Here is a 23461-nt window from a genome sequence, read left to right on the forward strand (position 1 = left end):
GGATCGCCGGACCCGGCCGGGGCGGAACGCACCGGTAATTCGAATTCTGTCGATGGATATCGTCGGTAATCGATCTACGCGTTGGTAACATCGCTATGGGCGACAAGCGAAGTCGCAAGAGCGGAGATCTATCCGGGATTGCGTAGTGCGTTAAGCCGCGTTGGCAGGTGTGACGTTTCCGACTGTCGTCAATCCAACCACCCTGAAAATTGGGAGCGATAACAACTCCAGGTACGGTCCTGTCGTGCGCGACGCCCCCCGACAGTTGATCGCAAATCGTTACCGGCTGGTACAGCCGCTCGGACAGGGCGGTATGGGCCGGGTGTGGCAGGCTCGCGACGAAATGCTCGAGCGAGACGTGGCCATCAAGGAGTTGGTTCCACCACCGGGACTGACCGACGACGAGCGCCACGAAATGCGCGAGCGGTCCATGCGCGAGGCGCGCGCGGTCGCCCGTCTCGACCAGGTCAACGTGGTACGCGTCTACGACGTGGTGCACACCGGCGACGACCCCTGGATCGTGATGGAACTCGTGCAGTCGCGCTCGCTGCACCAGGTCCTCCAGGCCGAGGGGGCGATGGCGCCGGAGCGGGTGGCGCAGATCGGCCTCGGCGTGCTCGCCGCCCTGCGCGCCGCGCACCGGGCCGGCGTACTGCACCGGGACGTCAAGCCGGCGAACGTGTTGCTCGCCGACGACGGTCGGGTGGTACTGACCGATTTCGGGCTGGCGACCGTCCCCGGCGACCCACACGTGACGCGGACCGGCATCGTGCTCGGCTCGCCCGCCTACCTTGCCCCGGAACGCGCCACCGACGGCCTCGTCGGTCCGGCCGCCGACCTCTGGTCGCTCGGCGCGACGCTCTACGCCGCCGTGGAGGGTCGTACGCCGTACAACCGGTCGTCGGCCATCGCCACCCTCGCGGCGTTGGCCACCGAGCTGCCGCCGCCACCACAGCGGGCCGGTTCGCTGACCGTGCTGCTCGAGGGACTGTTGCGCCGGGATCCCGAGCAACGGATCGGTGCCGAGGAGGCGGAGCGCCTCCTGCGACTGGCCGGTGCCGCTTCGACCACCGGCACGGGCGCTTCGACCACCGGCACGGGCGCTTCGACCACCGGCACGGGCGCTTCGACCACCGGAGCTGGCCCTTCGGCCGGTGCGGGTGACTCGGTCGCGGCGGGCGTTCGACGGGCCGGCGAAGGCACGGTGGAGCCGAGTGCCGGCGCGGGCACCGACCCGGCCACGCCACCGCGGATCGTGCCGGAGTTCCTCGCCACCGCGCCCCGTACGGGTACCGCCGCGACCGCACCGGAGGCGGAGACCGCTGACCCGACGACCGGAAGCGGCGTGGGCCTCCCGACCAGGGGACGCGCGCGGCGGAGTTGGCTGGTCGCGTCGCTCACCGCCGCGCTGCTGCTCGTGCTGGTGGTGAGCGTGCCACTGGTCAACGGCAAGCTGTTCGGTGGCCACGGCGGCAAGGCCGGGTCGAACCAGTCGTCCTGGGCGCCCACCAGCCCACCCGGGTTGGAGGAGGCGTCGATCGCCCAGGTGGTGCCACCACCCGCGACTGGCTGGCACTACTACCGGGACGACCCGGACTTCTCCGTCCCCGTGCCGGACGGTTGGCAGTCACTGCGTGACGGTGACCGGATCGAGTTCCGGGAGCCGGACGGCATGCGGGTGCTCGGTGTCGACGAGCCGCGCTCGGTCAAGCCGGACCTGGTCGCCCAGTTGCGGGCGCGGGAGCGGGCCGAGCGCGACCGGTACCCCGACTACCGCCAGGTCCGGATCCGTACGGTGGCGTACCACGTGCGCGCGGCGGAGTGGGAGTGGACGTACACGGCGGCGGGTGGTGAGCGGATGCACGCGATCAGCCGGACCTTCGTGAGTCACAACGGCAGGCCGTACGCGATCGGCTGGACCACGCCGGACGGCGAGTGGTCGACCAACCAGGGCTCCCTCTCGCTGGTCCTGGACGGCTTCCAGGGCACTCCGCCCCCGGGGTCGCCCGCGCCGGGCGGATCGGCTCAGCCCGGCGGCGGCCAGCCCAACCCGGGTGGCTCGGGTGTGCCGGGACAGCCCGGCACCGGACAGTCCCCACCGCCGGGGCAGAGCAACCCCACCTCGAACCCGGCGAATCCCGGTCAGCAGCCGCAGTCGTCGCAGAAGCCGCCCGCGCAGCCTGCCGGGAACGAGATCATCAGCCTCGGCAGCGGGCGCTGCATCGACATCCCGAACAGTGCGCCGACGGTCGGCGTCCAGTTGCAGATGTGGGACTGTCATCAGACCGCCGGGCAGTTGTTCACCTTCCCATCGGACGGGACCGTACGGTCGGTGGGCAAGTGCCTGGACGTGCAGGGGCGGTCGACCAGCGACGGGGCGGCGGTGGTGCTCGCCGACTGCAACGGCGGGGCGTCGCAGAAGTTCACCCTGAACAGGGCGTCCGACCTGGTCAACGTACGGTCGGACCGGTGTGTCGACGTGATCGACGCGAAGCCCGGCAACGGGGTGCGGTTGCAGATCTGGCAGTGCTCCGGGACGTCCAACCAGAAGTGGCGGCTGGGCTGAGCGTCGACGCGCGGGTGAGCGACAGTCCAAAATGGTGGACAGCGAGCCTCGTCAGGCATACCTTGACGTAGTGGATCAGTTGATGAACACCGCGCTGACCGTCGACGTGTCCCGGGCCGCCCAGGCCGCCGAGCACGCTGCGGCAAACGAGGCCAGCCAGCAGGCCGACCTGTTGCTCGGCGGCCGACCCGTACCCGGCTCGGCGCAGTGGCAGGCCGAGCAGGACGGGCCGGTCGGGGCCCAACGCGAGGTGGCGGCCCAACTGCTCCGGTTCCGGATCGAGCTGAAGACCGGCATCGACCCGACCGGCAGCCTGATCGGCCTCCGTCGCTGGGGCGTGACCTGGGAGTTGATCGCACGGGCGGCCGGGATCAGCCGGCAGGCCGCGCACGAGCGCTGGGGCCGGCGGGTGCGACAGGTGCTGGACCCGTACGGGACCGGCGAACTCGGTGGCCCGGTCGCCGACGACGAGAAGGACCTGCGCTGAGGGCTGGTCAGCCGGGTGACGTCTGACGTCCGAACTGGCCCATCGCACGGCGCTCCGGGCGCAGCACCGAGGTCTCGGTGCCGGCACCGACGGCGATGCCGCCGAACAGGTCACGTACCGCCTCCCGGGCGTCGTGCCGTGGGCGCCAGCCCAACTCCTGCTCGGCCCGGGACCAGTCGGTGATCGGCACCCCGGCGGTGAGGTCGATCCAACCCGGCTCGGTGGGCAGCAGCCGCAGCCGCCAGGCCGCCTTGGCCGCCATCCGGAGCAGGAACACCGGGACCGGTATCGTCCGGCCGCCCATCTCCTCGGCGAGCACCGGTCCGTCGAGCACCGGTTCCGCGGCGATGTTGAAGGCGCCCCGGTGGTCGCCGCTCAGGGCCAACCAGTACGCCTCCGCCAGGTCCTCGGCGTGCACCACCTGGATGCGCAGCTTCTTGTTCCGGGGGACCAGCGGCAACCGTCCCGACCGCAGCCAGGAGACCGGCAGCACCCGACCGATGAAGTACCGCCTGATCTGGGCACCCGCCTCCCGTTGGAAGACCAGCGCCTGCCGCATCCGGATGATCCGCAGCTCCGGGTGGTCGTGCTCCACCCCGTCCAGAACCGCCTCCACCGCCGCCTTGTCGGTGCTGTAGCCGGAGCCACCGACCCCGGTCGCCGGCCAGCTCTCCGAGACCCGACGGTCCTTCGGCCCACGGGAGTACGCGCCGATCGACGACGCGTACGCGAACGTCCCCACCCCGGCCTCGTCGACCGCCCTGAGCAGGTGCCGGGTGCCGGTGAGGTTCGTCCGCCGCAGCAGTGCGCGGCGGTGGCTGGGCTGGATCTGCCAGGCCAGGTGCACCACCGCGTCCACGCCACGGAGTGCCTCGGTCAGCCGGGGCACGTTGTCGACTTCACCCAGGTCCAACGCGTGCCACCGGACCCGGTCGTACGGTGCGCCCACCGTCTCCGAGGGCGGCCGGCGGGCGATCCCGACCACCTCGATGTCCGGTTCCTGAGCCAATCGGCGCAGCAGCGCGGTTCCGACGTTGCCGGTGGCCCCGGTGATGGCGATACGCATCTCCTTCTCTACCCGGCCGCCGTCCGGTCATGCCTGGTCCGGGTGGCGCGCCATGCCTGGTCCGGGTGGCGAGCCGATCGCCGGGCGGACGGTTTGCCCGTCCTGCGGAGGGGAATCCGGCGCCGATGCGAGCGGTGCTGAACAAACTCGAGCAGGCCAGCCAACTCGACCGGGTCGGCGACCGGATCCAGCGGGGCATCTGGTCCGCGCTGCCCCGACGCTGGATGCGGGATTTGCTGCACGGCGTCTGGCTCGGCCATCCACTGCACCCGGTGCTGGTGCAACTGCCGGTCGGCGCCTGGACCGCCAGCGCCATCCTGGACATGTTGCCGGGCCAGCGACGGGCCTCGACCGCGCTGGTCGCGGTCGGTACCTTCGGGGCCGTACCGGCCGTGCTCGCCGGGTGGAACGACTGGGCCTCGCTCTCCCAGTCGCAACGGCGGGTCGGCCTGGTCCACGCCGTGGCGAACGGCATCGGACTGGCGCTGTACGGCGCCTCGCTCGGCACCCGGCTCAGCGGCCGTCACGGCATCGGCCGGATCCTCGGCTGGGCCGGTCTCTCCGCGGCCAGCGGTGGCGCGTTCCTCGGCGGGCACCTCGCGTACAAGATGGGCGCCGGGGTCAACCAGGCCGTCCCCGAGATGCACCGGATCGACGAGGGCTGGCACGCGGTCGCCGATCTGGGCGCGCTGCCCGAGGCGAGCCTGGTGACCAGGAAAATCAACGACGTCGGGGTGCTGATCTACCGCGACGGGGAGAACGTCACCGCGATGCTCGAACACTGCGCGCACCAGGGCGGGCCGCTCGGCGCGGGCGACCTCACGAAGGTCGACGGACACGTCTGCGTGGTCTGCCCGTGGCACGGCAGCACCTTCCGGCTGGACAACGGCGAGGTGGTGCACGGCCCGAGCGCCACCGACCAGCAAACCCTGCCGACCCGGACGATGGGCGGGGTGCTGGAGATCCGACTGCCCTGACCGGCACCGAATCTCCGGCCCCGGCACCGAACCTCCGGCCCCGGCGGCGCTGCCCGAACCCGCCGGGCTCAGTCCCGTCGGTGCCGGCCGCCGTCGCCGGCCCCGCTCGGGGTGCTGGTCGCCGGCCGGCGGCGCAACCCGAGCACCGCGCCGATCTGGGCCCCGACGATGCTGGCCACCGCGATCACCGCGCTCACCGCGAGGGGCCGGTTCAGGCTCTCCACCCCGCTGGCCCGAGAGGCGCCAACCGCGTACGTGGTGACCCCACCCGGCTGCTGCTCGCCGGCCGGCGGCGGGGCAGGCTTTTCCGGAGCCGGTTTCTCCGGCGACGGCCAACCGTTGGTCGGCGCCTCGGTCCGCTGCTCGGCCGGCGGCGGGGTCGCCACCAGGCCGGTCGCGTGCGTGCGTACGCCCCGGTCCTGCGCGTCCGCCGGCAGGTGCAGGAGCTGACCGGGCTTGATCCGGTCGGGGTTGCGGATCTGGTTCGCCTTGGCCAGGTCCCGGAAGCGGTCGAAGTCGCCGAGGTAGCGGTCGGCGATCGTGCCGAGGTAGTCGCCCTCCTCGACCCGGTACACCGGAACCGGCTCCTCGGCCGGCGCACCCGGTGCCGCCATCGCCCCGGCCCGGGTCTGGCTGACCGGGGTGGTGGCGAGCGGCGCCGCCCCGGTGCGCCCGTACGGCGCCGCCGCCCAGGCGCTCGGCGCCTGCTCGACGACGGTCGACGCGGACGCGGTGTGCACCGTTGGCGCGTACCCGGCGGTCGCGGCGCTGACCGGCGCGTAGGGCGCGGCGGCGACGGTCCCGGCTGCCACCGACGTGGCCGCGGTCGCCGCCGGACTGGTCACCAGGATCAGGGCGGCGGCCCCGACCAGCGCCGCCACCGCACGCTGCTGCCGGCGCAGACCGGGCAGCCGGATCGCCGGCCGGCGCAGGATCCGGGCCGGCAACTCCACGAGTACGGAGAGCGCGAACGACGCCCAGCCGAGCCAGCCGACGATCGCCAGCGCGCGCAGGAAGAGTTGCCCATCATCGCGACTGGTCAGCGCCGACCCGATCTCCGCCAGCGTCGGTACGTGGTCGGGCAGCGGGTTGCCGGCGACGGCCAGCAGCGCGATCGGCGCGCCGGCCACCAGCGCGACCAGGATGAGGAGCGAGCAGAGACCGGTGAGGAACTGCCCGGTACGCCGGGCCGCCGATACGCGCGCTGCGGGCATGACGTCGCCTCCCTACCTACGGTTCCGTACGGAGCAGTGCGGTCGCCCTGCCCTCGACGTCGATCGAGTTGCTGAAGCCGAGAAAGTCGAGCATGTAGCGGTCGTACTGGACGCTGACGGTGACCGTGACGTCCTGGCCGCCCGCGAAGGCGTTGAAGTCGACCGCGACCAGGGTCGCCTGGGCGTCGTTGACGTAGGCGTTGATCCTGGCGTAGGCGGCAGCCTCGTCGAGCACGATGCCGCCGCCGCCGATCGCGGCCGCACGGTCGATCTCCTGACCTCCGGCGCGAGCCGCCTCCGCCGCCAGGTTGTCCGCACGTTGCAACGCGCGTAGTTGTCCCGCTCCGTCGTAGGACATGCCGATGACCGCGAATATCCCCAGCATCGCGACAGCGAGGAAGAGGCTGACCCGGCCGGCGTCCCGGTGATCCCCGTTCATGACGTCAAGGTCCTGCTCCGGTAACGATCCAGCGGTGAGACGAAGGTGGCCTGGCGCATCCGGGTGGACTGCACGTTCAGGGCGGAGATCGACAGATCCTGGTAGGACACGTTGCATCTGACCGTCACCTCGACCGAGGCGTTGGATCCGAGCGGGCTGCTGAACGCGGCGTACAGCGAGGTCTTCTCGTTGTCGACGAAGCCGGCGAAGAGGACCGTCGAGCCCGTCACGCAGGACAACCCGGCCTGCCCCAGGGCCGCGTTCGCGGCTTCCGTGGCCGCCGTCTGGGCATCGCCGGGGGTTCGCGCGATCGACGCCGCGCGGGCGGCGTCGTGCGCGGCGGAACCTATCGCCTCGTCCGCGATGGCGGTTCGGCCCAGCACCGCGGCCACCACCATGAGGCCCAGGAAGGCTGGTGCGAGGATGGCGACCTCGATCGAGACCGATCCGCGTGCGGCCATCCGGCTCCGCCACCTCATGGGGTCACCGGTGTCAGTCGTTCCACCGTGCCGTGTGCGGTCTCGCTGATCGTCGGCAGTGTGACGAACGGGACCACCTGAACCGCCTGTCCCTGTACGGTGGCGCTCACCTCGGTCGTGGCGCCTCCGACCGGGGTGACCGTCACCTGGGCACCGATCAGCCACCCGCCGGCCTTGGCCAGGAACTCGTTCGCCCGTTGCGCTCCGACACCCGGTCCGGCCTGGTAGGCCCGCTGGGCGCTGACCGCCTCCTGCGCCGCGTTCAACGCCGTCGTGCGGGCCAGGAACCAGGCGGCGGCCTGAATGGAGAGCATGAGTAGCACCAGGATCGCCGGCATCACGATTGCCAGTTCGAGCGGCGTGGCGCCGCGATCCCGGGCCTCGGGCATGATCCGGTTCCGGGCCGCCGTGGCCCGGAACCGGATCCTTGCCGCGAGCTGTCGCATGTGATGGCTACTGGGGTGCCACGGGGTTCTGGGTGTTGGGAATGGCGTTCATCCAGTTCTGCGCCCGAGCGAGGGCGAGACCGGTGACCACCAGGGCGATGAAGACCAGACCCGAGATGATGACCGCGGTGGGTACCGGGCTGTCGCCGCGGTCCCGCTCGCTGGCGCTGCGCAGTTCCGCGAGACGCAGCGCGATGGTGGTGTGTAGGTAGATGGCGAGCTGCATGTTCCGAACTCCTCTGCTTCCGAAAGGTTGGCTCCGGCGCGGATCAGATCCGAGCGACGAATGGGTAGAGGACGAAGCCCATCAGGACGAACACCAGCAGGGCTCCGGGGATGTCGAGCCGGCTGGTGACGGCTTCGGCTTTGGCGAGGTTGTCCGTCCGGATCTGGTCCCGGAGGGAGTCGGCCCGGCTCCGGAGGGTCTCGTTTACCTGGGCGCCGTCCGTGCCCGAGGACTGCATGATCGCGCCGACGTCACCGAGTTCGGCGACCCCGATCCGGTCGGCGAGATCGCGCAACTCGTCCCAGGGCGAGTGCATCTGAAGCTGGGCCATGCGAAGGCTTTCCCTGATGCGCTCGAACACCCAACCGTCGCAGACGCTCGCGGCCCGTTCGAGCGCCTGTACCGGTCCGTGAGCCGCCGACAGTTGCAGCGCGACCAGATCGAGGTACGCGCACACCGCCTGCCGGAACTCACGGCTGGCCTTCTGGGCCTTGGAGAGCACGCTCTGATGGGCGATCAGTGCGGCCACCAGGGAGAGACCCAGCGCGGCGACCACCGGAACGACCAGTGGCAGGTGGACTCCGGCCAGGAAGAGCAGCGCCGCCGAGACGCTCGGCAGTGCCAGCCCGATCAGAGCACTCGTGACGATCGAGAGCGTGTACTGCTCCGGGGTCTGGTCGATCAGTGCCAGTTGACGCGTGGGTGGCCGGAGCCAGCGGGTGATCCCACTCAACCAGTCGAGGTTGCGCGACGAGGGCGTGGACCCGACCGGCGCCGCCGGCTGATGCAGCCGACGAAGTGCCGGCCCCAGGGCTGGGGTGGCCGGCATCATCTCCCGGACCAGGACGAAGACTCCGAGGCCGACCGTGGATCCGCCGACCACCCCGAGCGTGAGCTGCCAGTTCAGGATCATGCCAGTACCTCCTCCGCCTTTGGCGGCGCGAGGAATCGAGCCGGGCGGGGTGGCAGGCTCATCCTGCGTACCCAGACGAGCAGGGCAACGAATACCGCTCCCAGGACGGCCATCACGGTCTGCCCCGCCGGGGTGCCGTACGGGCGCATGTAGTTCGGGTTGAGCAGCCCGTACGCCAGGATCAGCAGCGTCATCCCGGTCAGGAAACGGACCGCGAACCGAGGCTGGGTTCGCTTCGCCTCCACCTCGCGTCTGGTGGCCACCTCGGCGGCGGCGGCCGACGCGATCGAGCCGAGTACGTCGCCCAGGCGCTCACCGCGGTCGGTCAGGTGCAGGATCAGCGCGGCGACCACCTGGTCGCACACCGGGTCGCCGATCTCGTCGGCGAACGCGAGCAGCGCGGGTTTTGCCAGCCAGCCGGCCTGTAACCGGGCAGCCAACAACCGCACCTCCTCGTCGATCTCCTCCGGGCAGGTGGAGACCGTACCGACGATGGCCTGTTGGAGCCCCTGCCCCGTACTGGACATGTCCTTGAGCCGGCGGGTCCATTCGCCGACCGCCTCGATCCGTGAGATCGCGCGCTGCTCCGCCTTGCCGGCGGTGAAGAGCCACGGTGTGCCGGGCACCGCGATCGCGACCAGCAGCCCGATCACCGGGAGCCCGGTCAGCAGGAACGCCACCGCGCCGGCCAGCACCGCCGTACCGAGCAGTGCCTGGTGCCGGAGGTGTTCGGCTCGGCTGGTGCCCGAACCCTGCCAGAGCTGACGCAGCCACTGGTTGGAGCCGCCCGGCGGCGGGGCCGGACGGGTCGTTCCGACCAGCGCCACCACCAGCAGGAGCAGGCCGGCTACGCAGGCCCCACCGGCGAGGACCGCGATCAGTTCGAGGTTGCCCAGGGGAATCACCGCGTCGTCCCGTTCGTCCGGGTCGCGAGACGGGTCCGGCGTGGGCGTCGCCAGGCGCCCGTACCGGCTTCGATGTAGCGGCTCAGCAGTCGGGGGTCGTAGCCGATCCGGAGCAGTTGGTCGCGGATCCGTTCCGGCAGGTGACGGGGAATCGCCCGGCCGTCCGGGCCGGGACCGAAGATCGTGGTGGTGGTGATGCGACCCGTCTCGCCGGCACCGATGACCTCCTCGATGTGCGAGACGAACCGGTGCTTGCGACCGCCGATCGCGGTCTCGTCCTCCACCGTCACGTAGACGATCAGGTCGAGCGCGTTACCGGCCATCCGGCGGGCCTGGTCGACGGTCATCTCCCGACCGTGCGAGAGCGCCAGCTCGATGATCCGCTCGCTCACCCCGGCCGGCGTACGGGCGTGGATGGTGCACATCGAGCCCCGACTGGTGGTCATCGCCTGCAACATCGGAACGATCTCGCGGGAACGGACCTCGCCGACGATGATCCGGAGTACGCCCATCCGCAGCGACACCGGGATCAGGTCGGCGATGGTGACCTCGCCGGCCGGGCGCCCGTCGAGGCCGCGTTCGCCGTGCCCCTCCCGGGACTCGAAGCTCATCACCGCCCGGTGTTTGATCCCACGCCGGGTCGGGAGCAGCTCCCGGCTCTCCTCCAGCACCACGTACGGCTCGTCCGCCGGGATCTCGTCCATCAGCGCCCGGATGACGGTCGTCTTCCCGGCACCGGCGAGCCCGGCCACCATGATGTTCAGCCCGGCCGCCATCGCCGCCCGGAGGAAGTCGCGGATCAGCAGGTCGATCATCTCGTCCAGGTCGCCCCGCTCACCGGCGATCTCGTCCAGGCTCACGTCCAGGGTGTTGTGCTTCCGGATGACCGCGTACGGACGGTGGCTGACCAGGTAGACCGCCGCCAACCGGCTGCCGTCGGGCAACTGGAGGTCCAGCGTCGGCTTGGAGGTGGAGAGCGAGCGTTCGGTCGACCCGGCCCGCCGTGCCGCCGCCTGGAGGATCTCCACCAACTCCTCGTCGCTGTCCGCGATCGGGTCGACCCAGTCGACGCCGCCGCCGTGCCGGGTGATCCGTACCAGGTCGCAGCCGAGGATGTGCACCTCTTCGATGGTGTTGTCGACCAGCAGGGTCTGTAGCCGTCCCAGCCCGACGAGTTCGGCGGTGACCTGGTCGAGCAGCGCCCGTTCCTCGTTGGCGTGCATCGGCGTACCGGCCCGACGGGCACCGTCGGCGTACTCCCCGACCACGGCGACCGCGATCCGGGCCCGCTCGGTGTCCTCCTCGTCCGCCGTGAACTCCCGGCCGCGCTGCCAGAGGGTCAGTCGTTCGCTCAGCTCGCGGCGGAGTTCGCGGACCACCGCGAAATCGATCCGTGGCCGGGGCGTGGGTGGCGGGGGCATGGGCGGTGCGCTGCCCGGCGCGGCGAACGCGGCGTGCGGGTACGGCGGGCTTCCGTGTGTCGACGAGCCGTTTCCGCTGGTCGGGTTGCCGATCGGCGCGGCCGGCGGCCGCTGGTGTCGTCCGTTCACCGGGATCGGCGGCACCGTCGAGGTGACGCCGTTCTCCCGCTGCCGAGGGTCGTGGGAGACGGGCTCAAACCGCATTCGGGACCTCCTGTACCGGCGCCGGCCAGGAGAGCCGGGCCCGGCGGCGGTCCAGCAGGGTGCGGACCGGCACCTCCAGGGCACCGGCCGCGTTCATCAGCGGCCGTTTGGCCCGCACGGTCCCGCCGTGGCTGAGCACCTCGGCGGTACGCGGATCGTGTGGCAGGTGCGCGATGACCGGCAGGCCGAGCGCCTTGCTCACCTCTCCCGGGCTGTGGCCGTTGCCGACCAGCAGCAGTCGCAACGAACCGGGCAGCACCCGGTGCTCGGCGAAGTCGCGCTCGATCGCCCTGATCGTCGATCGGATGCTGGAGATGTCGGAGAGGCGGGCGTTGGTCGTGACCAGCACGACCGCGGCCGCGCGCAGGATCGGCCAGGGCGGCGACGCGACCTGCAACCGGCCACAGTCCACCAGTACGTCGTACGCGGGGTTGCCTCGCTCAAGTTCGTTGAAAAAGTCGGCGAAGCGCTGCCAGAGAGGCGCGACGCTGCCGGCCTGTGCCGAGTCGACGATCCCGGGCAGCAGCAGCCGCTCCCGCTTCGGCGCGTCCAGGTCGACCAACTGTGACCAGAAAGCGGTCTCCAGGTTGCCGTCGCGCAGCTCCCCGACGGCCAGCTCCCCGATCCCGCGTGGGCCGCTCAACCCGCCCGCGAGGTAACCGGCGAGCACCGAACCACCGGCCGGATCGCACTCGGCGAGGACCAACCGTCGGTGCCAGGAGAGGGTGCAGGCGAGGCTGGCGGTGGTGACCCCCGGTGATCCCTTGGCGGAGACAAAGGCGACGACGGCCATGCTCAGGCCGCCGAGGTCAGTACGACGGCGATCCGGTTGCTGGCGCCGAGCGCGACCACCGCCGGCACGTCCCTGACCGCGAGTGCGAGGTAGAGCACGACGCTGCTGGTGTCCGGCACGGCGGAGTCGATCACGGTACTTTCGAAACGGGTGGCCGGCGTCTCGGCGCCGGTGGTCTTGTTCGCGTCCGGCAGTGCGATCAGCAGCAGTTTGTCCCCCGGGCGGAGCTTCTTGGCCGGTACCGCACCGACCCGGAGGTTGATCGCGACCTGCTGCTGTCCGGGCGCGAGTAGCGGTTGGTCGGTGAACTGTCCGGGAGTGAGCAGGGTGCCCGGGGTCAGCGTCACGGCGGCTCTCTTGCCGACAACCTCGTTCATCCGGCTCGCCGCCACCGGCGTCAGCCCCTGCCCGCCGGCAACCTCGACGCGGGCCAGGTCGTCGGCGGTCAGGATCGCCCCGACCGCGACCGGTCGGGCCACCGCGAGGTAGCTGCCGGTGGACCGGACCGAGGTGATCGCGAAGGCGGAGCCGAGGCCACCGAGCGCGACCAGCAAGACCGCCAGCCCGAGCAGCCCGGGGCGGATGCGTCTCTGCCGGACCACCTTCGGCGGCGCCACCGGCGCGTCGACCGGTCCGGAAGCGTTTCGGGTCGGTGCGACGGTCACCGGGTCACCACCTGAAGTTCGTCGATCTCGATCGCGACCGTGTCGCTCTCCCGGGTCGTGTACATCGGTTCGCCTGATTCCCCGCCGACGACACCCCAGGTCACCTTCCAGGTGCTGACGGCCTTGACGCCGTACTTGGCGGGGCCGCTGGGCTTCGGGTAGCCGGCATAGCCGCAGGGCGGCGGGCCGGTCTTGTTGGCCGCGTCCTCGTACGCCACCCCCCTGGTCAGGCAGGTGATCCGGGCGGTGTTGCCCATGTGCCACACGACCTTCTCGACGTTCGCCTCGATCCAGACCGCTACCCCTCGGTCGGCTGCCCCGCCCGGCATCGGTCCCCAGGTGGATCGGAAACCGTCGGCTCCCGGTTTGGCCCAGAGCCAGATCGGCAGGCCGACCAGGCCGGGTCCGGCGCCCGGGTCGGGGGCGATGCCGACGTTCACCCCGTACAGGTTGATGCTGGCCAGGGCCTCGGCGGCGAGGTCGGCCGGGTCCGGTGCGGCGCCGAAGCCGGGCGGCGGGGCAGCCAGGTCCACCGGCACCTGGTCACCGACGCCGCCGGCACCGCCGCAACTGCGCAGGTACGACTGCATGCCCTCCGGGACACCTTCGGGCTGTGGCTCCTGGAGCTTGTAGTAGCAGCCGTCGGACTGGTTGAACCAACCGAGCACCTCGTCGTAACAGCGCATCGGCTGGCCGTTTCGGGTGCACTTGCGGGCCGTGCCGCCGTTGCCGCCGCCACCCCCGGGGTTGCCGGTCCCCGGTTCACCCGGCAGGTCGTCCCAGACATCGCAGTTGGTGGCGTTCGGCGGACAGACGGCGCCCGGGTCGGCGGCGGCCGGTCCGGCGAGCCCGACGGCGAGGGTCAGCGTCGCCACCGCGCCGATCGCGAGGATTCGCCGCAGCGGACCGGTCCGGCGGGTCAGCACGGCTGGTCCCGGTGCGCGGTGCCGGCGCTGATCAGCCAGCGCCCGTCGGGGTAGCGGGTGGCGGTCGCGGTGGCCAGGTAGCGGCCACTGGCGGAGCCGGGTACCACCGACTTGTCCTTGGTGTAGATCAGCCGATAGCCGGTGCCGTCGAGGCAGTCCTGGATCTCGGCGGTGGCCGGGACGGTGTCCAGCCGGACATCGGTCACCCTCGGATCGGAGATGAGCGTGCCGGTACGCATCGCGCCGTGCTCCTTCGCGTCACGAATGGTCAGCCGGACCTGGGTCAGCAATGGGTCGGCCAGATATTTCTTGAGTGCCGGGTGAAGTGGGTTCGCTGCTTTCTCGGCCTCGCGAGATGCGTCGAGATAGCCGGCATAGGCGGCGAGGGCGGCCTTTGACGCGGCGGCTGCCTCGGGGCCGGCATCGGCCGTCGCGGCGGGCGGAGCGTCGAGTGACGCCGGTATGCCGGAATCCTGGTCCTTCGCGCAGCCGGCGCCCATGGCGACCGCCGCGATCGCGATGAGGACGGCGGGGAGGCTGCCCAATCGCTGTGCGTGCAACGGTTTACCCTCTCTTTCCGTCGCTCGCCGTCGGAAACACCGAGGTGCCGAACCTGCCCGATCTGGCCTGGTGGAGGTGTTGCGCCCGGGGGTACGGGCACGGCGCGGCGGGCGTACGCGGCTCTTGCCGGAGCCGGTCGCCACTGTTAAGGAATTTACTTATATAGATCTGACTGGATCTTGCCGCTTTTGGGTTATTCGCTTCCAGATCGGTTGGCTGACTCTTCTTGTCCGACGGTTGTACGTCACCCAAGGGGCGAGCATAGGCTGACCGCCGACGATGCAACAGGGGCAATTGGAGAGAACACGTACGGTCACCAACTCGCGATCTGATAGCCGTAGGGGTTCTTTGATGGAAGTCGATACGTTCCATCCCGATCCACGATCCCTTCCGGGGGTGTGGAGTCGTACTGCCCGTGCTGATGCACGTACGGATGCACTGCGATATACGGGGGATGGCGGCGATCTGGCCGTTTCCGTACCCCGGGTTCGGGGGGTGGTGCGCGGCTCGCCGACGCTCGGGCGCGCTGCGCTCGGCGGGCCCGGCGCGGGTCGGCGTGGGCCGACGATCTTCGATCGAAGATCGCTCCTGGTTGATCAAGAAACTACGGAACGTGTTGCCGAAGATCGGCTTCTGTCCGGTCCCGCCACCCTCGTACGGAGGTTCTCGTGTCGCTGACGGAAAGCCGCCCCGGTCCGGAGAGCCCGGATGGTCCGGAGTGTCCGGACGGTGGGTCGCGCCCGGAGCGGAGCTGGTCGAAGCCCGGCTGGCCGCCGCGACTGCTCGCCGCCGCGACCATCGCCCCGCTGCTCCGCTGGATCGTCGCGGCCGACTCGGTGCCGCCCGGCGACGCCCGCCGCACCGCCTGTGCCGCCTGCGGTACGCCGATCGGCCCGGACGGACCACTGCGCGCGCTCTCCCCGCTCGCTCGCTGCGGCGGCTGCGGCCGTCGGATCGGTGCCGCGCCGTTCGCCGTCGAGCTGGCCCTGGTCGCGGCGATCGGCGTGCTGGTCGTGCCCGCCCGGCCGGCGGTGGAGACGGTCGCCTTCGCCTGGTGGGCGCTCTGCGCGGTGCCGCTGCTCTTTGTCGATTTGGCGGTCCATCGGTTGCCGGACCGGTTGACCTACCCGGCGGCCCTCGGTACCTGGGCACTGCTCGGTCTCGCGACGCTCACCCCTGGAACGGGGTCCGGCGGGGCGGGATCGGGCGGGAGTCCGGGGCAGGGTGCTGCGGACTGGCTGCGGGCGCTGGTCGCCGGGGCTGCGGTGGCCCTGGTCTTCGCCGCCTCGACCCTGCTGCTGGGCCGGCGCGGCTTCGGGCTCGGCGACGCCAAGCTGGTGTTGAGCAGCGCCGCCGTACTGGGTTGGCTGGGCTGGTCGTTTGTCGTGTTCGGGCTGATGGTGGCATTTGCCGCTGCGGCGCTCACCGGCCTCGTCCTGCTCGCCGCCGGTCGGGTGCGCTGGTCCGGTCACCTGCCGTTCGGGCCGTTCCTCATCCTGGGCAGCTTTGTCGCGCTCGCTCTGGCCTGAGCGGGGTCGAGTTCGTCCTGGCTGGGAGGACTGACCGGGTCAGGTCATCAGGCTGGTGAGGAAGTCACCGAAGCCCTGGGCGATCAGCATGAAGCCGCCCCCGAGGGTCTTGGCGGTGTGAGCGGCGCTGTCCGGTCGGAACGCGATGAAGAAGATCAGGAAGGCCAGCCCTCCCCAGGCAAACACTTTCTTGACAAAAACGGGCATCTTTCCTCCGATGGGGCGATCGGCCGTTTCGTCCGGCCCAGGGAGTTCGGATGACAGGGTGTGTCGTGTCCGGTCGCTGACGTGTTGACGAGTCGCTGGCTTCCCGTCCGGAAGGCCGGCAAACAGGGCGGACCGGTGTGGTGCTATCTGGCCAGGAAGTGCCAGCCGATCCAGAGCCAGGTGCCGAGTACGACCAGCCGCCCGGTGCCGGTGCGCATCGCCGCGATCAGGGCGTTGCCGAGCGGGGCGACCACACTGTTCGGGCGGCGCCCGGCGAGGTCGACCAGCAGCATGACGGCGAAGATGACGACAAAGCCGGCGACGAGTACGGCCCGGGCGGTCATCGGGTGACCAGCCAGGCGCCGGTGCTCAACCACAGGACGTAACCGGCGACCCGGCCCGGGTAGGTGTCGAGGAACGGGTCGGCCAGGATGCTCAGTGTCGGATGGGCCGAATCGTTGCCGGTGAAGAGGGCGACCAGTTCCCAGACGCAGAAGACCCCACCGAGTCCGTACCAGGCGATCGCGGTGGCTCGTCCGGCCACAATCGAGCGGCTCGGCACCCGCCGGGCCCCCCACCAGACCAGGGCCAGTCCGGGTGCGAGCACCACGGCGGCGGCGGGCAGGGTGAGGGGCCGGGCTATCGCGGCGACCAGCGCGTACGCGGCGATGGTGGCGGCGAGAGTGGGTGCCGCTCGGCTGACGAGTGAGCCGACCGTGTCGGCAACCGGCGGCTCGGCTGTGTCCAGATCCGTCTGATGCATCCCCTTAGGATGCTGTGTTATTCCCCCTTTGTCCCCATCCGGCACGCGGGCGATCGTGTGGAACTGGGCGAGCCGTTTATACCGTGGCCAGTGCCTCGGTCGGGGTGAGTCGGGCCGCCCGGATGGCCGGATAGACCCCGGCGACCACCCCGACCACCAGGGCCCCACCGATTCCCCCGGCCACCGCCAGCACCGGGACGACCGGCGGCCAGCCCTGGTAGCTCGCGTAACCGACGGTCGCCACCACACCGAGCAGGGTTCCCGCGACGCCGCCGAGGGTGGAGAGCACCACGGATTCGGTGAGGAACTGGCCCCGGACCTGACCCCGGTTGGCACCGAGCGCCCGGCGTAACCCGATCTCGCGGCGGCGTTCGAGCACCGAGATGAACATGGTGTTCGCGACCCCGATGCCGCCGACCAGGAGTGCGACCCCGGCCAGCCCGACAAAGAGCGCGGAGAGGGCGCTCTCGGTGACCCGCTTGGCGGCGAGCGCGTCGGAGGGCCGGGAGACCTGCACCAGGCCGGGCAGTTGTGGGTTGAGCGCGGCCGGCAGCACCGCCCGTACGTCCTCCAGCGCGTCCTCGCGCGCCTGCACGTAGATCACCGTCGGGTGCCCGTCGAAGCCGAGCACCGTACGCGCCGCTTCCCAGCCGACCAGCACCGAACGTTCGAGGTCGGTGGCGAGCGGCATCGGGTCGAGGATGCCGATCACGGTGAACCAGTGGTCGTCGATGCTGACCTGCGGCGGCTCCTGCCCCGGCACCAGCGTGGTGATCCCGAGCCGGCTCGCGGCGAGGTAACCGAGCACCACGGTCGGGAACTCCGCACTGGCCGGACCGAGGAACCGGCCGGTGCGTACCCGTCCGTTCACCGCCTCCAGCAGGTCGTTCCGACTCGCCAGGACGGTCAGGCCGGAGCCGTCGAACGGGTCGACCAGATCGGAGCGGCGTACCACCGCGTGGGTGTTGGCGACCGCGCTCACCCTCGTCACCGGCCCGATCCGACTGACCATCCCGACCGACTCCGGCGGCAACAGGACCGGCGGATCCTGGTCCGGCACCGGCTGGGCGCGGAGCATGTTGGTGCCGAGTGCGGAGAGTTGGTCCCGTACCGCCTGCTGGCTCGAGGCCGGGATGCCGGTCACGATGATCATCGTGGCGATGCCGATCGAGATGCCCAGGGCGGAGAGCGCCGCCCGCATCTTCCGGGTCCGCACACCGAGCAGCCCGAGCCGGAGTACGTCACCGGGCGAGAGCCGTACCGGTGTCACCGGTGCCGGGGAGGACGGATCCACCGGTGCGGTCCGACTGCCCGAGTCGACGAATCTCACTGCTCGCCCCCGTTCCGGGTGTCCGCCACGATCCGGCCGTCCCGGATCTCCACCCGACGGGGCATCCGGGCGGCGATGTCGCGGTCGTGGGTGATCACCGCGATGGTGGTCCCCTCTTGGTTCAACCTGGTCAGCAACGCGAGTACGGCTTCCCCGTTCGCGGTGTCGAGGGCCCCGGTCGGCTCGTCCGCCAGGACCAGCGCCGGTCGGTTGACCAGGGCGCGGGCGATCGCCACCCGCTGCCGTTCCCCGCCGGAGAGCTGGTGCGGCAGGTGCCGTACCCGGTGGGCCAGGCCGACCCGGTCCAGCGCCTCCAGGGCCAGCGGACGCCGTTGGCGTCGCGGCACCCCGGCGTAGAGCAACCCGGTGGCCACGTTCTCGGTCGCGCTCAACCCGTCGGTCAGGTGGAACTGCTGGAAGACAAAACCCAGCCAGCGGCCCCGCAGCGCGGAGAGCCGGCGGTCGGGGAGGGCGGTCACGTCCTGCCCGCCGACCCGTACCGTGCCGCTGCTCGGCAGGTCGAGGGTGCCCATGATGTTCAACAGGGTCGACTTGCCGGAGCCGGAGGGTCCGAGGATGGCCAGCAGTTCGCCCTGCCGCACCGAGAGCGAGACGTCGTCGAGCGCGGTCACCCCGCCCGGGTACGCCTTGACCACCCGATCCACGTCCAGCACCAGGATCGGACTCACGAGGCGCTCACCACTTCCAGGCCCTCGGTCACGCCCGACCCGCTGACCTCCACCAGACCCTTGGCGAACATCCCGGTCTCGACCCCGGTGAGGGTGCCGTCCGGGAGTTGGAGTGCGTAACCACCCTCACGGAGTGCCACCAGGGCGCCGACCGGGACCGCCAGCACGCCCTTCCGGGTCGCGGTGGTGAAGCGGACCTGGACCGTCGCGGCGTCGATCGCGGCCACGTCGGCCGCCTTGACCGCGGTGACGGTGACGTCCACCTTGGGCGGCCCCGCCTGCCCCGCCGCGCCACCCGACGGGTCGTCCTGCACCAGGTGACTGATCGAGTTCACCTTCGCCGGGACCTCGGTGCCGCTGGGCAGGACGACGGTCACGGACGCGCCGACGGTGACGGTGTTCACCGAGGTGGCGGCCACCGGCACGGTCACCGCCTTGGCCGTACTGGTCACCCCGAGCAGGTCGTTCGCGACCTCGGTGCCCGGCCGGGCCTTGACCGCGCCGACCCGTACCGCCCCGGGCAGGACCACCACCTGGCCGACGGTGAGCGTGCCGGTCGGCTCCATGCCGGTCTCCTGCTGCCATTTCTTGAGCGCCGCGACCAGGGCCGGGGTGAAGGTGGCGGCGGGTGGGCCGTACTTCTTCGGCTGTTTCGGTGGCCTCGGCTGGGTGCCCGTGGCGTAGCCGAGTGCCTTCAGGTTGTCCAGCAGGATTTTCACGTCACTGCCCTGCGTGCCCGGCTTGTCCAGGGTGCGGAAGAACGGGGTGTCGCCGAAGAGGACCAGCACCGGCTCGTCGTTCACCCAGTAGATCGGTTTGCCCCGGGTGATCTGGGCGCCGACCTCGGGCAGTTTGGTGACGATGCCGGTCCCGGCGCCCTTCACGAGCAGTTCGGGGCCGAAACCGAGGGTGCCGGGCAGGGACTGGCTCTCCGAGAGATCGGTCCTGGTGACCTTGATCATCTGTGCGGTCGGCGCGGTGCTCGCCGCTTCGCCGGCCGCCCCACCCCGACTGGCCAGTACGACCGCGCCCGCGCCGAGTCCGCCCGCGACCAGCAGGGTCAGCGTCCAGAGCAGCCCCCTCCGGCCGCTGCCGGGCCGCGACCCGTTCGGCCCCTCGGCCCGCCCCACCGCCCCGGCGTCGTCACTTCTTGCCACCGAAGACCTCCAACGTGCATTCCTTCTCGATCTTCGCCAGGTCTAGCTGAGGGGCTCCGGGGTCGTCGTTCACGTCGTCATCCCAGGTCGCGTTGCCGGGCGAGGTGGCGTGCATCTTGATGCCGCGTCCACGCAGGCAGCGGATGTAGTCGTTCCACTGGTCCGCGTACTCCGGGTTCTTGTCCGGGTCCAACTCCGGCGGTTGCAGCGGCAGCTTGTTCGCGCAGGCCACGTACGCCTCTTTGGGCTCGCCGCTCTGGTCCATCGAGAGCGGGTTGAGTGACCCGTCCGGATTGACGGCGCCGGGCTCGCCCTCACCACGCCGGATCACCGCTACGCCGTGGTCCCGCAGGCAGATGTTGTACAGGGTCCAGAGCCGTTCCTCTTCCTCCTCCGACATGTCCAGGCGCAACTGCGGTCGGCCGGTGTCGGCCGCCTTCTGCCCGCCGGAGGCGGAGTTCGTCGGGCTGGAGGTGACGAGTGAGGCGATCTCACCGGACCCGCCGGAGCTCTTGGTCTCGGTCTTGGCACCGCCACAGGCGCTGAGCACGACGCAGGTGAGCAGGACGGCGGCGGTACGCAGGACGGGGAGCCGGACGATCCGGCGGCCGAAGGTGCCGGGCCGGGTGGCCGCACGGGCCGGGCCGGCGGGCCGGAAGACGGGAATCGACATGCGGCCGAGCCTCGCCGGCAGTTGTGAGGAACCTGTCAGGAACCCGTAGCCGTCCCGTGGTGCCCGGCTCACCAGCGCCTTCCGGTAGCGCACCGGGGGTTCGGTGGGCCCTAAAGTCGGGCCATGTGCGCACACGTCGTCGTCGCCGAGGACGACGAGAAACAGGCCGAGTTGGCCCGCCGTTACCTGGAGCGCGAGGGGCACTCGGTGGTCGTCGTGGGGGACGGCCGGGCCGCGCTCGACGAGGTCCGCCGGCAACCGCCGGAACTGCTCGTGCTCGATGTGATGATGCCCACCGTCGACGGGCTGGACGTCTGCCGCATCCTGCGGCGGGAGTCCGACCTGCCGGTGTTGATGCTGACCGCCCGGTCGACCGAGGACGACCTGCTGCTCGGACTCGACCTCGGCGCCGACGACTACATGACGAAGCCGTACAGCCCCCGGGAACTGGTCGCCCGGGTCCGTACGTTGCTGCGGCGCAGCCAGCGCAACCGGCCGCCGGACGACCCGGTGCTGCGGGTGGGGGCGCTGCGGGTCGACCCGGCGCGGCACGAGGTGAGCAGCGACGGTCGTCAGGTCGACTGCACCCCGGGCGAGTTCGCGCTGCTGCACGCGATGGCCGCGCAACCCGGTCGGGTCTTCACCCGGGAGCAGTTGCTCGGCCACCTGCACGGTTTCGACCGGTACATCACCAACCGGACGGTGGACGTACACGTGATGAACCTGCGGAAGAAGATCGAACCGAATCCGCGCAGGCCGAGCCGGTTGATCACGGTGTACGGCGTCGGTTACAAGCTGACCGACGCCGGTGACGGGTCCGACCGTGCCCGCTGAACCGAGGTTCCCGTGGCGGCGAAGCCTTCTGCTGCGGTTGCTGGCGCTCTCCGCCCTGGTCTCGATCTGCTCCATCGCGGCCACCGCGTGGCTCTCGGCGCGCACCACCACCGGGGCGATCCGGCAGGAGCAGGGGCGGGCGCTGGTGGACGACGCCCGGATCTACGACGCCCTGCTCGGTTACGCCGCCACCCACCCGGACTGGCACGGCGTCGGCGACACGGTACGGGACCTGGCCGAACAGACCGGCCGCCGGATCACCCTGACCGGACACGACCGTACGCCGATCGCCGACTCGACCACCGGCGGCGCGACCGGGTCCGGCGCGACCGGGAGTGACGCCGTCACCGCCGACCCCCTGCCCGCGAACGCCTCGGCGACGATCGATCCGCTCGCGGTCGACGCCGCGTTCGCACCGTACGCCGCCGCCGACCGGGTCGACCCCCGGGCGGTCGGACCGTTCCTGCTCCCGCAGGACGAGCGGGCACGGCTACGTACCCTCGCCGACCGGTCGGCAGTGTGCCTGCGTCAGCGGATGGGCGTCGACGCCGGGTTGGTCGAGCGGCCGAGCGGGCGACCGGATGTGGAGGCGTCCGGTACCGATCTGGCGGCGAGCATCGCCTGCCTCTCCGTACGGGCCGACCTGGCGGTGCCCACGCCGACCGAGAGCAAGGCGCTCGGCCAGCTCAACGCTCTGTTGAACACCTGCCTGGTCCGGCGCGGGGTGCCGGCAGTGCGACTCAACCTGGACCAGACCTGGAACTGGCTCCCGGCAGCCTCCGAGACGGATGACCATGTGGCCGTTAGCGGTGATCGTGCCGCTGATGGCGGTGATCGCGCGGCCGGCGCCGCGCCGGGTCCTCGCGGCGGCGCCGAATCGGCCCCGGTCCCCCCGGATGGCGAGTCGGTCCGGTCGAACCCGGACGACAATCGCTCGGTCGGCGAGTGCCTCGGCAGCAGCCGCCGGGAACAGCTCACCCCGTACGTCGCGCCGGCCGCGCTGCTCTTTGTCACCACCCCGGGAAACGAGGCCCCGACCGGCTTCGACCTGTCGCCGGCCAACCGGGCCCGGATCGCCGGGGTCACCGGCCTGGTCCTGCTGGTGACGGTGAGCGTCACCGTGCTGGCCGGGGTACGCATGGTCCGGCCGCTGCGCGCGCTGATCGGTGCCGCCCAGCGGATGCGTGACGGGGACGGTTCGGCCCGGGTCAAGGTGACCGGCGGTGACGAGATCGCCCGGCTCGCGATGGTGTTCAACGACATGTCGGCCCGGCGGGAGCGGCTGGAGGAGCTGCGCCGGGCGATGGTCAGTGACGTCGCGCACGAGATGCGTACCCCGGTCAGCAACATCCGGGGATGGCTGGAGGCGGCCGAGGACGGGGTGGTGGCCCCGGATCGCAAGCTGATGTCGTCGCTGCTCGAGGAGGCGATGCTGCTCCAGCACGTGATCGACGACCTACAGGACCTGGCGGCGGCGGACGCGGGTGAGCTGCGGCTGCACCACCAGCAGGTCTACGTCGCCGACCTGCTGTCCCAGGTGCTCAGCGCGAACCAGGCTCGGGCCGACCGTGCGGGTGTCACCCTGACCAGCCGGGTCGAGGCCGACCCCGAGGTGTACGCCGACCCGGTCCGGTTGCGCCAGGCCGTCGGCAACCTGGTCACCAACGCGGTACGGCACACCCCGGCCGGTGGCACCGTGACGATCCGCGCCGGCACCGACGCGGACGGACTGCGGATAGCGGTCAGCGACACCGGCTCCGGGATCGCCGAAGATGACCTGCCCCGGGTCTTCGAGCGGTTCTGGCGGGCCGAGAAGTCGCGTAACCGGCAGACCGGCGGCAGCGGGCTCGGCCTGCCCATCGTGCGCAAGCTGGTCGAGGCGCACGGCGGCACGGTTTCGGCCACCAGCGTGCTCGGCCGGGGATCGGTCTTCACCCTGCTGCTCCCGGCCGACCGGGCCGCAGCACGCACCGGCGCGGCCCCAGGCTGAG

The 23461-nt window shown here is 71.2% G+C and carries 26 protein-coding genes; 6 read left to right on the top strand and 20 right to left on the bottom strand.

From position 1 onward, the window contains the following. The first annotated feature begins 244 nt into the window (after positions 1 to 244). Together ACI2K4_RS20920 and ACI2K4_RS20925 are read left to right on the top strand one after the other, a co-directional pair. Positions 245 to 2566 carry a protein kinase gene (locus tag ACI2K4_RS20920; protein WP_404513361.1) on the top strand — a complete coding sequence of 774 codons (2322 nt, stop codon included), beginning with the start codon at positions 245 to 247 and terminating at the stop codon, positions 2564 to 2566. 70 nt (positions 2567 to 2636) lie between these two features. Beyond that, positions 2637 to 3053 carry a hypothetical protein gene (locus ACI2K4_RS20925; protein WP_404513362.1) on the top strand — a complete coding sequence of 139 codons (417 nt, stop codon included), beginning with the start codon at positions 2637 to 2639 and terminating at the stop codon, positions 3051 to 3053. Positions 3054 to 3060: 7 nt separating this feature from the next. On the opposite strand, the gene ACI2K4_RS20930 is transcribed toward ACI2K4_RS20925, so the two are convergent. Next, positions 3061 to 4119 (bottom strand): NAD-dependent epimerase/dehydratase family protein, encoded by a 1059-nt coding sequence (locus ACI2K4_RS20930; protein WP_404513363.1) that lies wholly within the window; start codon positions 4117 to 4119, stop codon positions 3061 to 3063. A 125-nt stretch (positions 4120 to 4244) separates the two neighbouring features. Between ACI2K4_RS20930 and ACI2K4_RS20935 the strand changes: the two genes are divergently transcribed. Then, on the top strand, positions 4245 to 5096 hold the full coding sequence (locus tag ACI2K4_RS20935) for a Rieske 2Fe-2S domain-containing protein (RefSeq protein WP_404513364.1): 852 nt from the start codon (positions 4245 to 4247) through the stop codon (positions 5094 to 5096). A 68-nt stretch (positions 5097 to 5164) separates the two neighbouring features. On the opposite strand, the gene ACI2K4_RS20940 is transcribed toward ACI2K4_RS20935, so the two are convergent. Genes ACI2K4_RS20940 through ACI2K4_RS20995 form a run of 12 tightly spaced genes read right to left on the bottom strand, consistent with a single transcriptional unit; the run spans position 5165 to position 14227 of the window. Beyond that, complete coding sequence (locus ACI2K4_RS20940) at positions 5165 to 6310, bottom strand: LysM peptidoglycan-binding domain-containing protein (RefSeq protein ID WP_404513365.1); 1146 nt, start codon at positions 6308 to 6310, stop codon at positions 5165 to 5167. A 16-nt stretch (positions 6311 to 6326) separates the two neighbouring features. Then, the gene (locus ACI2K4_RS20945) at positions 6327 to 6749 is read right to left on the bottom strand and encodes a pilus assembly protein TadG-related protein (RefSeq protein ID WP_404513366.1); all 423 of its coding nucleotides are present in this window, start codon (positions 6747 to 6749) and stop codon (positions 6327 to 6329) included. Continuing rightward, a complete protein-coding gene (locus ACI2K4_RS20950) occupies positions 6746 to 7210 on the bottom strand; it encodes a TadE/TadG family type IV pilus assembly protein (RefSeq protein ID WP_404513367.1) in 465 nt (154 codons plus the stop codon). Before ACI2K4_RS20950 ends, ACI2K4_RS20945 begins: the two co-directional genes overlap by 4 nt. A 14-nt stretch (positions 7211 to 7224) precedes the next feature. Next, complete coding sequence (locus tag ACI2K4_RS20955) at positions 7225 to 7674, bottom strand: TadE/TadG family type IV pilus assembly protein (protein ID WP_404513368.1); 450 nt, start codon at positions 7672 to 7674, stop codon at positions 7225 to 7227. 7 nt (positions 7675 to 7681) lie between these two features. Then, positions 7682 to 7900, bottom strand: a complete 219-nt coding sequence (locus ACI2K4_RS20960) for a hypothetical protein (RefSeq protein WP_404513369.1) — start codon at positions 7898 to 7900, stop codon at positions 7682 to 7684. A 43-nt stretch (positions 7901 to 7943) separates the two neighbouring features. Further along, complete coding sequence (locus ACI2K4_RS20965) at positions 7944 to 8810, bottom strand: type II secretion system F family protein (protein WP_404513420.1); 867 nt, start codon at positions 8808 to 8810, stop codon at positions 7944 to 7946. Then, on the bottom strand, positions 8810 to 9709 hold the full coding sequence (locus tag ACI2K4_RS20970) for a type II secretion system F family protein (protein ID WP_404513421.1): 900 nt from the start codon (positions 9707 to 9709) through the stop codon (positions 8810 to 8812). Before ACI2K4_RS20970 ends, ACI2K4_RS20965 begins: the two co-directional genes overlap by 1 nt. 5 nt (positions 9710 to 9714) lie before the next feature. Continuing rightward, the gene (locus tag ACI2K4_RS20975) at positions 9715 to 11343 is read right to left on the bottom strand and encodes a CpaF family protein (protein ID WP_404513370.1); all 1629 of its coding nucleotides are present in this window, start codon (positions 11341 to 11343) and stop codon (positions 9715 to 9717) included. After that, entirely contained in the window at positions 11333 to 12136 is an 804-nt protein-coding gene (locus tag ACI2K4_RS20980) for a ParA family protein (RefSeq protein ID WP_404513371.1), read from the bottom strand. The genes ACI2K4_RS20975 and ACI2K4_RS20980 overlap by 11 nt, the downstream gene beginning before the upstream one ends. Positions 12137 to 12138: 2 nt before the next feature. Continuing rightward, entirely contained in the window at positions 12139 to 12801 is a 663-nt protein-coding gene (locus ACI2K4_RS20985; protein ID WP_404513372.1) for an SAF domain-containing protein, read from the bottom strand. Further along, positions 12798 to 13727, bottom strand: coding sequence for a hypothetical protein (locus ACI2K4_RS20990; RefSeq protein WP_404513373.1), 930 nt, complete (start codon positions 13725 to 13727; stop codon positions 12798 to 12800). The genes ACI2K4_RS20985 and ACI2K4_RS20990 overlap by 4 nt, the downstream gene beginning before the upstream one ends. Beyond that, entirely contained in the window at positions 13721 to 14227 is a 507-nt protein-coding gene (locus ACI2K4_RS20995; RefSeq protein WP_404513422.1) for a hypothetical protein, read from the bottom strand. The genes ACI2K4_RS20990 and ACI2K4_RS20995 overlap by 7 nt, the downstream gene beginning before the upstream one ends. Before the next feature lie 840 nt (positions 14228 to 15067). Between ACI2K4_RS20995 and ACI2K4_RS21000 the strand changes: the two genes are divergently transcribed. Beyond that, positions 15068 to 15817, top strand: coding sequence for a prepilin peptidase (locus ACI2K4_RS21000; protein ID WP_404513423.1), 750 nt, complete (start codon positions 15068 to 15070; stop codon positions 15815 to 15817). A 39-nt stretch (positions 15818 to 15856) separates the two neighbouring features. Here ACI2K4_RS21000 and ACI2K4_RS21005 read toward each other — a convergent pair whose 3' ends face one another. The 7 genes from ACI2K4_RS21005 to ACI2K4_RS21035 form a co-directional block, all read right to left on the bottom strand. Beyond that, positions 15857 to 16024 carry a hypothetical protein gene (locus tag ACI2K4_RS21005; protein ID WP_404513374.1) on the bottom strand — a complete coding sequence of 56 codons (168 nt, stop codon included), beginning with the start codon at positions 16022 to 16024 and terminating at the stop codon, positions 15857 to 15859. Between the two features lie 143 nt (positions 16025 to 16167). Beyond that, complete coding sequence (locus ACI2K4_RS21010; protein WP_404513375.1) at positions 16168 to 16368, bottom strand: DUF6186 family protein; 201 nt, start codon at positions 16366 to 16368, stop codon at positions 16168 to 16170. Continuing rightward, positions 16365 to 16787 carry a hypothetical protein gene (locus ACI2K4_RS21015; protein WP_404513376.1) on the bottom strand — a complete coding sequence of 141 codons (423 nt, stop codon included), beginning with the start codon at positions 16785 to 16787 and terminating at the stop codon, positions 16365 to 16367. The genes ACI2K4_RS21010 and ACI2K4_RS21015 overlap by 4 nt, the downstream gene beginning before the upstream one ends. A gap of 76 nt (positions 16788 to 16863) precedes the next feature. Beyond that, a complete protein-coding gene (locus tag ACI2K4_RS21020) occupies positions 16864 to 18081 on the bottom strand; it encodes an ABC transporter permease (protein ID WP_404513377.1) in 1218 nt (405 codons plus the stop codon). 32 nt (positions 18082 to 18113) lie between these two features. Next, complete coding sequence (locus tag ACI2K4_RS21025) at positions 18114 to 18806, bottom strand: ABC transporter ATP-binding protein (RefSeq protein WP_404513378.1); 693 nt, start codon at positions 18804 to 18806, stop codon at positions 18114 to 18116. Beyond that, a complete protein-coding gene (locus ACI2K4_RS21030) occupies positions 18803 to 19963 on the bottom strand; it encodes a peptidoglycan-binding protein (protein WP_404513379.1) in 1161 nt (386 codons plus the stop codon). Before ACI2K4_RS21030 ends, ACI2K4_RS21025 begins: the two co-directional genes overlap by 4 nt. Further along, positions 19950 to 20636, bottom strand: a complete 687-nt coding sequence (locus tag ACI2K4_RS21035; RefSeq protein ID WP_404513380.1) for a hypothetical protein — start codon at positions 20634 to 20636, stop codon at positions 19950 to 19952. Before ACI2K4_RS21035 ends, ACI2K4_RS21030 begins: the two co-directional genes overlap by 14 nt. 123 nt (positions 20637 to 20759) lie before the next feature. Between ACI2K4_RS21035 and ACI2K4_RS21040 the strand changes: the two genes are divergently transcribed. After that, entirely contained in the window at positions 20760 to 21470 is a 711-nt protein-coding gene (locus tag ACI2K4_RS21040) for a response regulator transcription factor (RefSeq protein WP_404513381.1), read from the top strand. Further along, complete coding sequence (locus ACI2K4_RS21045; protein ID WP_404513382.1) at positions 21460 to 23460, top strand: ATP-binding protein; 2001 nt, start codon at positions 21460 to 21462, stop codon at positions 23458 to 23460. Before ACI2K4_RS21040 ends, ACI2K4_RS21045 begins: the two co-directional genes overlap by 11 nt. Position 23461 lies beyond the last annotated feature (1 nt).

The sequence above is a fragment of the Micromonospora sp. NPDC050397 genome, assembly GCF_044901685.1.
Taxonomy (GTDB): Bacteria; Actinomycetota; Actinomycetes; order Mycobacteriales; family Micromonosporaceae; genus Micromonospora_G.